Here is a 12765-nt window from a genome sequence, read left to right as displayed (position 1 = left end):
TCCAGACTTCCTGCCCAAGCTCGCTGCCGCTTCGCCGCTATCGCTTGTCCTGCCGGCCGCCTATCTCAAGCAGTTCCACAAGAAATATCAGGATTCATTCCGGCTCGCCGGCCTGATGAAGGAGAACCGGACCCAGAAATGGACGCTCCTGCATATCCGCATGTCGCGGCAGTATCGCCCGGAGAACCCGGAACTGCCGACGCTCGACCCCTGGCAGAACCGGACCAAGCCGCCGGCCGAGCAATTCATCTTCGAGCGCAACCCGTTCTTTCATCGAATAGACGAGAACGGCCGGCAACTGCCCTATGTTGACCGGATCATCATGAATGTCAGCTCATCGGCGATCATCTCCGCCAAGACCGGTGCGGGCGAGAGCGACCTGCAATGCATGGGAATTGACTTCAGCGACTACTCCTTCCTGAAAGACGCGGAGAAGCGCTATCCGGTGAAGATGCACCTGTGGAAACGTACACAGGGTTCTCGGCTGGCGCTGCTGCCGAATCTGAATTGCGCCGACCAGGTGTGGCGTGGCCTTCTGCGTGACGTGCGCGTGCGCCGCGCACTTTCGCTCGCCGTGGACAGGCGCGAGATCAATATGGCTGTGTTCTACGGATTGGCGCAGGAAAGCGCCGATACCGTATTGTCCGAGAGCCCGCTCTACCGGCCGGAATTCGCTAAAGCTTGGGTTGCCCATGATCCCGAGCAGGCCAATGCACTGCTCGACGAGGTCGGGCTTCTGGCACGTGACGATGACGGCCTGCGGATACTTCCCGATGGACGCTCTGCCCAGATAATCGTGGAAACCGCCGGCGAAAGCACACTGGAAACCGACGCGCTTGAACTCATCACCGATCACTGGCGAAAGATCGGCATCGCCCTGTTCATCCGGACTTCGCAGCGCGACATCTTCCGCAGCCGCGCGCTTGGCGGCCAGATCATGATGTCGATGTGGTCGGGCATCGACAATGGCGTGCCGACCGCCGACATGAACCCGAGCCAGCTGGCCCCCACCATCGACGATCAACTGCAATGGCCGCTCTGGGGTGCTCACTACTTGTCTCACGGCAAGATGGGCGAGGCGCCCGATCTTCCTGAAGTGATCGAGTTGATGGCTTTGCTCAAGCGCTGGAACGCATCGACCGAAGCGACAGAGCGCGCCGAAATCTGGAATTCGATGCTGTCGATCTACACCGATCAGGTGTTTTCGATCGGGACCGTGAACGGAACGCATCAGCCGATTCTGGTGTCCTCACGGCTGCGCAATCTGCCTGACAAGGCGCTCTTCGGCTACGATCCGACCGCCTATTTCGGTGTCTACATGCCGGATACATTCTGGCTTGGAGAGTCCTGAGCGTGCTTCGATATATTGTCTGGCGCATTACTGTGATGGTTCCAACGCTGCTGGTGATATCAGCGCTGGTGTTCACGATCATCGAACTTCCCCCCGGCGACTATTTCGACAGCTATGTCGCCGAGCTTCGGGCACAGGGCGAAGGGGTGGATTCCGATCGCATCGAGATGATGCGCAAGGAATATGGTTTCGACAAGCCGCCGATCATTCGCTACTTCTATTGGGTCGGCGGGATGCTGCACGGCGATTTCGGCTATTCCTTCGAGTATGAGTTGCCGGTTCGCGACGTCGTCGGGGACCGAATGTGGCTGACTGTGCTGGTTTCCTTCGTCACGATCATCTTCACTTGGCTCATCGCCTTTCCGATCGGCATGTACTCCGCGACGCATCAATACAGTTGGGGCGATTACGGCCTGACCTTTTTCGGCCTCCTAGGCCTTGCCATTCCGAACTTCATGCTGGCGCTGATCCTGATGTACTTCGCCAACATCTGGTTCGGCACGTCCCTCGGCCATCTCATGGACCCGCAATATCTCAGCGAGCCGATGAGCTGGGCCAAGGCGAAGTCGATACTCGCCCATCTCTGGATCCCGGTCTTAATCATCGGCACCGGCGGCACGGCAAGCATGATCCGGCGGCTGCGCGCCAATCTGCTCGATGAGCTACACAAGCAATATGTGGTGACCGCACGCGCCAAAGGTCTTCATCCGTTCAGGGCGCTGGTCAAATATCCGCTGCGCATGGCGCTCAATTTCTTCATTTCCGACATCGGCTCCATCCTGCCGGCCATCATCTCCGGCGCCGAAATCACCGCGATCGTGCTGTCTTTGGAAACGACCGGGCCGATGCTGATCAAGGCCTTGCAAAGCCAGGACATGTATCTGGCGGGGTCGTTCCTGATGTTCCTGGCCTTCCTGACAGTCATCGGTGTCCTGATTTCCGACCTGGCGCTGGCGGTGCTTGATCCACGAATTCGTTTGCAGGGCGGCAGCACCAAATGAAGACGGATTCGCCGCTCCCCGCTCCGGGTGCTCCACTAGAACACTACGTTTCCAGCGCGCCCTTTGACCTGCAGTCGGTCGAGGCGATGACGGCGGAGCAGTCGAAGGTCTTTCAGGCGTCGCAGTTGCGGTTGATGTGGTGGAAATTCCGCATGCACCGGCTTGCCCTTGTATCCGGCATATTCCTGATAGTGCTTTATTTCGGGATATTGATCTGCGAGTTTCTGGCGCCATACAATCTGCACACGCGCAACATGGACTATATCTATTCGCCGCCGCAGCAGGTGCACCTGTTCCACAACGGCGAGTTCGTCGGGCCGTTCGTCTATGGCCGCCAGATGACGCTGGACATGGACACGCTCAAGCGGAACTACATCGACGACCAGGGCGATGTTCAGCGGCTCCGTTTCTTCTGCAAGGGCGACAGTTACCGGTTCTGGGGCCTGATCGAAGGTGACAGGCATTTTGTCTGCGCTGCCGAAAACGGCCAGCTCTTTCTGGCCGGCACCGACAGGCTGGGGCGCGACGTGCTCTCGCGCATGATCTATGGCGCACGCATTTCACTGACAATCGGCCTCGTCGGCATCAGTTTCAGCTTCCTGCTCGGCATCGTCATCGGCGGACTGGCCGGTTATCACGGCGGTATCTTCGACCTGATCGTTCAACGGATAATCGAAGTTCTGCAATCGATTCCCAGCATTCCGCTATGGCTGGCCCTGGCGGCGATCATGCCGATAACCTGGAGTCCGATCCTGATCTATTTCGGCATCACCGTGATCCTCGGAGTGCTCGACTGGACCGGACTGGCGCGGGCCGTGCGTTCAAAGCTTCTGGCCTTGCGCGAGGAGGATTACGTTCTGGCCGCGCAGTTGATGGGCGCCGGGAGCAGCCGCATCATCGGCCGGCATCTCATTCCCGGCTTCATGTCGCATCTGATCGCGACGGCGACGCTCTCCATTCCTGGCATGATCCTGGGCGAAACGGCGCTGAGCTTCCTCGGGCTCGGCCTGAGAGCGCCGATAACCAGCTGGGGTATCCTGCTCACCGAGGCGCGCAGCGTCAGCGTGATCGCATTCTATCCATGGCTGCTTTTGCCGATGCTTCCCGTCATTCTCGTCATCATGGCGTTTAACTTCCTCGGTGACGGCTTGCGGGACGCCGCAGATCCCTACAAGTGAGGTTGTTATTTTGCCGCGCGCCGTGCCGCCTATTCCACCCGGTATGATCCTTGCCGGCTGCCTGTACGGTTGTTGCAGTGTTCATGGTCCGCCTCTATATGTGCCGACACGTGATCGAGTTTGGCACTGCGCCTTCGGGATTCACCCGTGAACAGTTCTTGTCGGCGGCATTGACGATCTCTTGCTGGTTCAGGACACACAAAAGCATATGAGTCGCCTCGAGAATTTCATCAGCAGGATGACCGCACAGCGCGACATTCTCGACCAAGTCTGCGTCGAGGTGGCGAAGATGGAGGGGCTTGTATTCGAGCTCGGCCTCGGCAACGGTCGGACGTTCCACCATCTGCGCGAGCGCCTGCCCGGGCGCCGGATCGTGGTGTTCGATCGCGAAGTCGGCGCACATGCCAGCTCAATTCCCAAAGCCGAAAACCTCGTGCTCGGCGAAATACGCGAGACGGCCCGCAAGTTCATTGGCATCGAAGCCGCCCTTGTTCATGCCGACATCGGCACCGGCTATGACGATCGGGATGCAGTGACTGCTACCTGGCTTCCCGATCTGATTGCGAGCCTGCTTCGGGTCGGCGGCTTCGCGGTCAGTGGCACGCCGCTCGATCACCCGCTGCTGCAACGGCTCCCGGCGCCGACTTCAGAACCCGCCGATCGTTATTTCCTCTGCAAGCGCGTGTGAGCGGCCGAGAGCGCCTCATCTTTTCACGCAAACGCTGCTCCACCGCAATTCCAAGGGAAAGTGCTACGCGTTTTTCCCGAAAAACCGTTTACACTTTCCCTGGGATTGCTCTGGACGGCCCAATTGCTCAGGGGATTGTATACACCGCGATCTCCCGCTCGATGCCGCGCAGCGAGACTTCGTGAGGCACGGGCGTCAGAGCGTTCCTGCGCAACAGATCGGCGGTGAGATTGTCGTCGACCACCGCGCGGGTTGCGAAGATAGCCTGTGCGTTGGCCAGGTTCTGGACCCGTGAAGCAATGTTGACCGTCTGGCCGAAATAGTCCTGTCGCTCGTTCATGGACACGGCGATGCAGGGGCCGGCATGGACACCGATCTTGAGCAGCAGATCCTCGCGCCCGCTTCTGTCATTGAGCGCACGCATGGCATCACGCATCCTGAGGGCCGCAGCCATCGCGCGATCAGGCGTCGCGAATGTCGCCATCACCGCATCACCGATGGTCTTCACCACCGCGCCTGCCTCCGCCGCGACGATCTCGTGCAGAACCTGGAAATGCACGCGCACGAGATCGAAGGCTGAAAGGTCGCCCACCCGCTCGTAAAGCGCGGTCGATCCGCGCAGGTCGGTGAACAGGAAGGTGAGGCTGGTGATCTTCAGGCGCTGGTTGATGTCGAGCGTATCCGTACGATAGAGGTCGCGGAACGTCTGGTTGGTGAGCAGGCGCTTGGCGGTCAGAAAAGGCCGGCGTTTGCCCAGGAGATTATGCAATGCCTCGCCGGCGATGAAGACTGCCGGCAGCACGCGGGTGTCGGTCCTGTTTTCCAGCGAAATACGCAGCGGACCAGGTTGCATTTCCAGTGTCTGGTTCTGGACATGGTCGCGGTCGAAAGCCAACGACAGGCTTCGCCGCTCTTTTGTTGGTTCGCCCTTCGCGTCGATGAACTGCGCTGAATGGGTGACCGGCTCGAAGACGATGATGAATTCGGACGGAAGCTGTATGGGCAGAACGGCCTTTTCACCCGGCGCCAGCTCGATATCCTCCAGCGAGAACGCTTCTATGTTTTTCGCCAAACCCTCTTCCGGCAGATCGACGCCGGATCCCCAGTAAATCTGGCGAAAATATTCCACCAACGGCAGTTCGTGTGGATTGTGGGCGGCAATCCTGCGCACGCGAGGGCTGACGGTGAATGTCACCTCAACCATCTCATCGAGGGTCGGCGAATAGCCTTCGGAGCATAGCGCGCAGGTGTATTCGTCCTTCTGCAGGGTTTTCAGCGTAGCGTTGGTGTCGAGCACGCCGCCACAGCCGGGGCACAGAACATTCCATGAAATGTCGAAGATGCCTACCCGCGCCGCATGGAGGAAGGCGCTGATGGCGCGTTCCTCGTCGAGGCCATGCTTGCTGGCGAAAGCCGGCACATTGATGCGGCAAAGTTCATGATCCTTGCCTTCCGCGATGGTCCGCCGGATCGCGTCGATTGCCTGGGGATCGACATCGGTCGATTGCCGCAAAAGCGAGAACAGATCCTGAATTTCGGTCATCGTGCAGGCTCCGGAAAATGCACCCCCGAGGTGGTTGACCGGAACCGGTCTTCGTTCCGAGCGCTCCATCTTACTTCGAAACGGATCGTACGGCCATTCGAATGGAAAAGCCCGCCGACGTGTCAATTCCGTCGGGATTTTCACCGATCGCAAGCGGTACTATGGTGGGTCCATGGGGTATTCATCTTTGGGACTTTCTCCCGCGCCGACACCCGACAACCCGCCATTTCCCGCGGCCTTGCGGCTTTTCTCGGCGGGGGTCATCATCGTCCTGATTGTCGGCGCCGGCCTTTTTTTCGCGCCTGCGCTGGTCAGGCCGCGCTGGCCTTGGGCCGTCACGCCGTTCAACGCCCGCTTCCTCGGCGGCTTCTACACCGCCGAAATGGCCGTGATGGCGGCGCTGCTGGTCTGGAATCGCTGGTCGCCAGGCAGGCTAGTGCTTGTCATGGCCTTCATCTTCACCGTCATCGTTTCGGCGGCTTCGTTCATCAATCTCGGCTATTTCAACTTCGAGCGGAAAGCGCCCTGGCTCTGGTTCTTGGTCTATCTTGCTTCGGTCGCGGTATCCGGGCTGTTCCTGTTACGGGCCGGGGGCCGTCCTTCCGCAAAGGGCGTGACCTTAAACTCTGCATGGCGCGGCTATATGTCGATGGAAATGGCGATCCTTGGGCTTTATGGCGTCGGTCTGTTGCTGTTTCCCCTGACATTCGGCGGCTTTTGGCCGTGGCCGATCGACGCCTTCCACGCTCAGGTCTACAGCGCCATCTTCCTCGCCGGAGCGGGCGGCACATATCTCGTCTGGAAAAGCGCGCCGCGCGAAGAGCTGCTGGTGCTCGGTCTGGCGCAGTTTCTGGTCGGCTTGTTTGCCATCCTTGGCCTTGTCATCACCGAGGCCGTAATGCACCGGATCGACTGGACGGCGACGGGAACATTGTGCTGGCTCGCCCTTTTCGGCTGGATCGGAATCAGCGGCATCTTCAAACTCTACGCCGTCTCCCGGTACTTCAGCGCGCAATCGGCATCATAGGATGATGAGATGGCTGGATTTTCAGATGATGTCCGGTGCATCGTGCCGGGCCTATTGCCTTTGCCGGGAAAGCCATGACCAGCACGACCTCGCCATTCCCAAAGAAAATCCAGCCGCAACTCCGGGCCATTCGGCCAAGCGATGCGGAGGCGCTTTGCGCCATCTTCAACATGCCGGGCTTCCGCTGGGGCACGCTCAGGATGCCATTCGAGATGGTGGAGCAGGTAGAACGGCGTATCACCAAGTCCGGCCAGGAAACCACCTGGATCGTTGCCGAGCTGGACGGCAAGGTCGTCGGCCATGGCAGCCTTGTCGTGCAGGGTTCGCCGCGCCGTTCGCACATCGGCGAGATCAATATCGGCCTTGACGATGGCTTTGTCGGCAAGGGTATCGGCTCTGCCATACTTGGCGCGCTGCTTGACGTGGCCGACAACTGGCGCGCCCTGAAGCGAGTCGAATTGACCGTCTATGCCGACAATGAACCGGCCATCCGCCTCTACACAAGCCACGGCTTCGAGGTCGAAGGCCGGCATGTGAAGGCCGGCTTTACCGAAGGACGGTATCACGACCTTCTGAGCATGGCCCGGCTGCGGTTCTGATGACCAGGGACTTTGATCCGACCCTTAAGGCTCCGGTGGATATTCTGGCAGTGCTGTCACTGCTCTGCCCGGAAGTCGTGCGTGACATCGAGCAGAACTGGAATGCACCGGTTTCCGAATACGCCCGCCATCTGTGGCGGCCGGTGGCAAGGCCTGCTTCGGGTCCGGCGATCGCTGCCCGCTCGATCCTGCTCGATATACTGCACCAGCGCCTTAGTTTGATCATGCAGCCTGAAGAGGTCGTCAAGGCCCTCGAAGAATTCGACCACAGACCGGTGATCCAGTCCGGCCTACACTGCCTGCTGCTGATGGACCGGATCACCTTCGATGCCCTCCTGTTTGCCTGGCTCGCCGCGGTCGAAAACGGGCTGTCGGCCTTCGTCGGCTTCATGGGAACGACGATGACCATGGAGACAATTGGCCGGGAGGGGCCGGGATGGCTCGATGTCGGCGACGACAAGGTCAACTTGTTTGGCATGGGGCGCCACAAACTATGCCGCAAAAGCGCCTGCGCGGCCGGCCCGGTCACCCTCAACAAGCGGGCGCTCAAAGCGGTGGGCGACGAAACGGATGCCAGCCGCTGGCTGGGCACACTGCTCGCCAGCCAGGACAAGGTGTTTGGAACCGCCGCAGATGCACTGACAGAACTCAACGAGGATCTGGTCGCCGATTGGGATCGTTCCGGCATGGCTCGGCCGGTGTTCATCGATGACCGGCTCGCGGCTTCCGTCGTGGCGCGGCATCTGGACCATGACGGCAGCCTTCTTTCCAAGCTGCTCCTTGAGCCCGCAAGGCGTCAGCGTCTCGAACGTACCCTGCAAGAGACCGAATCGGGCCCATTTGGCAGATTCCTGCCCAATGCCACGGCCTATTTCTGGGGCATTCGCGAGGAGCGCGTGCGCAAGCTCGTCCTCGAGAACGGGCACCTGATCGAGCCTGAAAGGCCGAATGGTCTTTCCATCCCGTTCGAGCGGGCGCATCTCAAGCAGGCGCTGCTGGACGGCGTGCTGCTGCCGAACTTGTTCCTGACGTTCCTCGTTCTTGCCATATTGCCTCGCGTGCGGGTCGTGGGCGGCCTGAGGCAGATCGGTTATATAGCGCTTTTCCACTCGATCCTGCTGGCCGCGCTGGATGAAACCGCGCCGGAAGAGCGCGGTCTGGCTGCCGAGTTGCAGGTTCGGGAAAATGCCTGGGGCACCCGGGTCATCGATGAAAAAATGTCGGTCCGCGAACAGGTCGCCGGCCTGCCGGCAGGGAGGCTGTTTCCTGACCTGCTCGGGCACTACCGTTCGCACACCTTTGCCGAGACGACCGACGACCTGAAACTGGTTCGTGAAAACGCCCGATGGCGCAAGATCGGCCGAGCCTTTGGCGTCTGATCCGACCGCATGCCCTCATTTGTCATTGCACTATTCCGGCCTTGCGGAGCCCGTCGATCATGAGTTCGAAATCGGCATGGTTCTTGTAAGGCAAGACTTTGCGACGGTATTCCAGCGAATAGTCAGGATTGACGCGAGCAGTTCCTGCCATGCCGCCCACGCGTGCCGAGATCGCTGACCGAGAGGTCGAGACTCGCCTTGACCTGGCGATGGCGTCCTCGGACAGGCAGATGGCGCCGAGCGCCGCGGCGCCGTCCAGACGCGAGGCGAATCTTCGTCCGCGCCGGCGACCGGCTGTATCCAACAACATCTGGAGCCAGGATTGCGACTAGTCTGCGATTCTCGCTCAAGGTCCGTCTCCTCATCTCCATGATAGCAGGAAGATGGAGGGCTAAGAGAGAACTTCGCAACGACGGCCAAGCAGCCGTCCGAATCGGCAACGCTCCGCCACCGGACCCACGGATGCCCATTTGCTGCCGCTTGCCGGTTGACGGCTATCGGTTCATCATTGTGAATACCCTGGCCGTGAAGGGCGTGGCGAGATCACGAGTCATGGCCCCAAGAGCCGGATGATTGCAGGCCGAATCGACCTGAAATCTGAATCCATCTCTAGGTCAAAGAGACAGAGCAGGATGTGGTCCGAAAACCGCTTCACACTTTTCGGCATCATGCTCGGGTGAGGTTTCCATGGACTGCTCGGGCTGCGGTTTCGAGATTGAGGGCGGTTACGCCTTCTGTCCGAAGTGTGGCAGGCGCCAGCCTGTGCCATGCGCCAGCTGCGGCTACCCCTGCGCACCTGATTTCGAGTTCTGTCCGAAATGTGGGGCAAGCCTTGGTGCGTCCGCAAAAGCCGCCGAACGGTCTGTTCCGAAACCAAGCGGGACCATCGTGCCGCCTTCTCGAATCCTGTCGCTGCCTACGAACATCGAAAGCTATGGGCTGCATCCCGTCTCTGACGCCGATCGCCGGACGGTAACGGTCCTGTTCGCCGACCTTTGCGGCTTCACGGCACTCAGCGAACAGCTCGACCCCGAGGTGATGCAAGCTCTGCAGAACGCGCTGTTCAAGGAATTGACGGCGGCCGTGCGAAACTTTGGCGGTTTCGTCGACAAATTCATCGGCGATGCGCTGCTCGCTTTGTTCGGTGCGCCCGTGGCGCATGAAGACGACCCGGAACGTGCGCTTTGCGCCGCTCTCGACATGATCGCCCGGACGGCGCGGCTCGGTGAAGGCACCCCCCACTCCGGCTCGCCTCTGTTACTCCACATCGGCATAAACACCGGTCCGGTTGTTACTGGCGGATTGGGCATCGGCACCGCCAAATCCTATTCGGTGACCGGCGACACCGTGAATACGGCGCAGCGCCTGCAATCGCTGGCCGCACCGGGTGAGGTGCTGGTAGGCGAACTCACTCACAGGCTGACCCGGCATGCCTTTTCTTACGAGTCGCTGGGCGATGTCGTGCTTCGCGGCAAGGCCGGCAGCGTGCTCGTCCATCGACTGGATGCACCGCTTGCGGCCCCGCGTGCAGCACGTGGGCTCGAGGCGCTCGGCCTCAGCGCGCCGATGATTGGTCGCGGTGCGGAGCTTCATAGAATGTTGGCGAGCCTTGACCAAGCGTGCGGCGGCTCAGCCCAACTTGTTCGCCTCGTCGGAGAGGCCGGTATCGGGAAATCGCGGCTGGTGAAGGAGTTCGTCGCCCGCGTCGGCGACGAGGATCGTTTTCGCAACGTCGCCGTGCGGCAGGCCGCGTGCTCACCGCTGGGCGAACAATCATTTGGCGCCTTGGACGCAGTTGTGCGCAGCGCTGCGGGGATGATGCAGAACGAAAATGGGGATGAAATAAGGGGGAAGCTCGCAGCCTTGCTTACCGATCTCGGCCTGCAGGGCGAAGAGGCGAAGCGACTGATGCCTTTGCTTTACCATGTGCTTGGCCTTGGCGACCCCGATGCCACCTTGCAGCATGTCGAACCCGAGCAGCTGCGGCGGCAAATTCTTTACGCAGTCCGCACAATCATCGAGCGGCGGCTTGCGTTGTCGCCGCTGTTGATTGTCGTGGAAGACCTGCACTGGGCCGACGCCGCGTCACTTGAGGCACTGCGTTTCGTGATGGACAGGTTGGAACGCACACGGTTGATGTTGCTGGTCACCCATCGTCCAGCGCCGGACAATGACCAACTCGATTCAAATCGGGTCAGTCACACGGCGCTCAGGCTTTCGCCGCTCAACAATGATGACGGACGCAGTCTGCTGGCGGCGCTTTTTGGCGAGAGCTGGGTAAACTCCGCAGGAGGGCTTCTCGGCCAGATCCTCGATCGCTCGGGCGGCAACCCGCTTTTTTTAGAGGAGATCGTTCGCGGCCTTATCGATCGCGGTGTATTGATGCGCGAGGGCCAGCGATGGCGGACTGTGGCAGGCGAAGTCGCAACCGGCATTCCCGCCACGATCCAGGCAATGTTGCTTGCTCGGGTCGACCGGTTGCCCCAAGAGGTGCGCCGGTTGGCCCAGGAAGCCGCGGTAATTGGCCCGCGCTTCGATGCCACCCTTCTGAAAACCGTTACATCCGACCCCGGCCGGCTAGAAGCCGGCTGCGAACTGCTTTGCGATGCGGAAATCATCGAGGAAGTTGCCGGATCTGGCTCGGGCTCGTCGCAAAGCTACCGCTTTACGCAAACATTGCTGCAGGACGTGATCTACCAGAATCTGCTCCTGCAACGCCGGACCGACATCCACGGACGGGTCGGTGCTGCCTTGGAGCAACTGTGCGGCGACAAGCCGGAACGGCTCGAGGATTTGGCCGTGCTCGGTCATCATTTCGCACAGAGCGCCGAGCGGGAGAGGGGCGCGCATTACCTGCAGGCGGCGGGTGATCGCGCTCGCATGATATACGCCAACGATGACGCCCTTCGTTTCTATGAGCGAGCACTGACCGCATTGGGTGCGATCGGGCAAACACCGCTCAAACTGGCAATTGCAGAGCGCATTGCCGATCTGAGCGGCCCGGCAGGCCGCCGCCAGGTCGCGCACCACCACTACGAGGCGGTGTTGCTGGCATACCGCCAGTCGGCAGATCGTGTCGCTTCGGCGCGAGTTTTGCGTAAGGTCGGTCGGCTGCTCTGGGACGTCGGCAAGCGGGACAACGCAGAATCCCGCTATGCTGAAGCGGCAGCGCTCCTCGATGGAGCGGATGCCCCGATCGAGCAGGCGCATCTCTGGCAAGAACGTGGCCGACAGGCGTTCCGGAGCGGAGATCACTCCCTCGCGGCAAAATGGGCGGACGCGGCGCTGGATTGCGTACGCACTTTGACGACGGAGCATGTTTCCGACGTGGGACGCGATGCCACTCTTGTGACCGCCGAGGCACTTAATACCAAGGCTGTTGCGCTGGCTCGCCTCGGACGAAACCGTGAAGCCGTTGGCCAGGTCGAGCGCAGCATTGAATTGGCCGAAGCCGCAGGTCTGCTGGGTGCGGCCTGCCGCGGCTACACCAATCTCGGCGTGCTCTACACGACTATCGATCCGGCAAAGGCGATGGAGGTCTGTCGGCGCGGTCTGGACGTGGCGCGCCATATTGGTGATCTGGGTTTCCAGGCCCGCCTCCTCGCCAATCTGGCGGTCGCTTGTTGTACTTTCACGGATCGCTGTCCAACGGAGGGCGTGCCTGCCGCCGAGAAGGCTATCGAGATCGACCGGGCGCTCGACCAGCGCGAGCACCTGCCGGTGCCGTTGATCGTGCTTGGGCAGATCCACCAGTGCAATGGCCGTCCTGAACTGGCGGTTGGCCTGTTCCACGAAGCACTGGACGTCGCCCGCGAAATGGGCGAGCCCCAACTGCTCTTTCCGTGCTATGATGGTCTCGCAACGCTTAATCTGGACCTCGACAATCTGGCCGAGGCCGAACGCTACTTTTCCCTGGCGCAGGGTATATGCGCCCAGCACGGGCTCGACCCGGAAGCGCTTGTGGTGCTGCCTTTTCTCGACTAGCCGGGGTTAGGGGTT

General features: G+C 60.7%; 9 protein-coding genes. 8 read left to right on the top strand and 1 reads right to left on the bottom strand.

What is annotated here, in order from left to right; genetic code table 11:
• The 4 genes from EOD15_RS04015 to EOD15_RS04000 form a co-directional block, all read left to right on the top strand.
• Positions 1–1351, top strand: a 1351-nt coding sequence (locus EOD15_RS04015; protein ID WP_148129492.1) for an ABC transporter substrate-binding protein, incomplete at its 5' end; no start/stop codon positions are given.
• Between the two features lie 2 nt (positions 1352–1353).
• Entirely contained in the window at positions 1354–2352 is a 999-nt protein-coding gene (locus EOD15_RS04010) for an ABC transporter permease (RefSeq protein ID WP_127395737.1), read from the top strand.
• Positions 2349–3530, top strand: a complete 1182-nt coding sequence (locus tag EOD15_RS04005) for an ABC transporter permease (protein WP_127319624.1) — start codon at positions 2349–2351, stop codon at positions 3528–3530. Before EOD15_RS04010 ends, EOD15_RS04005 begins: the two co-directional genes overlap by 4 nt.
• Positions 3531–3738: 208 nt before the next feature.
• Positions 3739–4218, top strand: a complete 480-nt coding sequence (locus EOD15_RS04000; protein ID WP_127319631.1) for a class I SAM-dependent methyltransferase — start codon at positions 3739–3741, stop codon at positions 4216–4218.
• Between the two features lie 127 nt (positions 4219–4345).
• Here the strand turns inward: EOD15_RS04000 and EOD15_RS03995 are convergent, their stop codons facing one another.
• Positions 4346–5761 (bottom strand): adenylate/guanylate cyclase domain-containing protein, encoded by a 1416-nt coding sequence (locus EOD15_RS03995; protein ID WP_127319622.1) that lies wholly within the window; start codon positions 5759–5761, stop codon positions 4346–4348.
• A 187-nt stretch (positions 5762–5948) separates the two neighbouring features.
• On the opposite strand from EOD15_RS03995, the gene EOD15_RS03990 reads away from it, so the two are divergent.
• The 4 genes from EOD15_RS03990 (at position 5949) to EOD15_RS03975 (ending at position 12750) form a co-directional block, all read left to right on the top strand.
• A complete protein-coding gene (locus tag EOD15_RS03990; RefSeq protein WP_245463574.1) occupies positions 5949–6788 on the top strand; it encodes a hypothetical protein in 840 nt (279 codons plus the stop codon).
• 74 nt (positions 6789–6862) lie between these two features.
• Positions 6863–7387, top strand: a complete 525-nt coding sequence (locus EOD15_RS03985; RefSeq protein WP_127319620.1) for a GNAT family N-acetyltransferase — start codon at positions 6863–6865, stop codon at positions 7385–7387.
• Positions 7387–8766 carry a hypothetical protein gene (locus EOD15_RS03980; protein WP_127319618.1) on the top strand — a complete coding sequence of 460 codons (1380 nt, stop codon included), beginning with the start codon at positions 7387–7389 and terminating at the stop codon, positions 8764–8766. Before EOD15_RS03985 ends, EOD15_RS03980 begins: the two co-directional genes overlap by 1 nt.
• A 687-nt stretch (positions 8767–9453) precedes the next feature.
• Positions 9454–12750: an adenylate/guanylate cyclase domain-containing protein gene (locus tag EOD15_RS03975; protein WP_127319616.1), complete on the top strand. Its 3297-nt coding sequence runs from the start codon at positions 9454–9456 to the stop codon at positions 12748–12750.
• Positions 12751–12765 lie beyond the last annotated feature (15 nt).

The sequence above is a fragment of the Mesorhizobium sp. M7A.T.Ca.US.000.02.2.1 genome (genome assembly GCF_003996995.1).
In the GTDB taxonomy this organism is placed as follows: Bacteria; Pseudomonadota; Alphaproteobacteria; order Rhizobiales; family Rhizobiaceae; genus Mesorhizobium.
Note: the sequence above shows the minus strand (reverse complement) of the source record. Positions and strands in the feature narration are given on the sequence as shown.